Annotated in this window: 1 protein-coding gene; it reads right to left on the minus strand. The window is 58.2% G+C overall.

What is annotated here, in order from left to right:
* Positions 1-4: 4 nt before the first annotated feature.
* Positions 5-237: electron transfer flavoprotein subunit alpha/FixB family protein (locus SB771_RS36915; protein WP_410722275.1), on the minus strand; the 233-nt coding region annotated here is incomplete at its 5' end.

Below are 237 nucleotides of genomic sequence, written 5' to 3' on the forward strand. Positions count from 1 at the left end.
TTCGTTATATCGACGAAACCAGCTTCGGCACCGCATCGAACAGATCGGCTTCAAGACCATAGTCCGCGATGCTGAAAATAGGCGCTTCCGGATCCTTGTTGATCGCGACGATCACTGTCGAGTCCTTCATGCCCGCCAGATGCTGGATCGCACCCGAGATGCCGCACGCGATATACAACTGCGGCGCGACGATCTTGCCCGTCTGACCGACCTGCCAGTCATTCGGCGCGAAGCCCG

The sequence above is a fragment of the Burkholderia sp. SIMBA_051 genome, assembly GCF_046534915.1.
GTDB classification, from domain to species: Bacteria; Pseudomonadota; Gammaproteobacteria; order Burkholderiales; family Burkholderiaceae; genus Burkholderia; species Burkholderia ambifaria.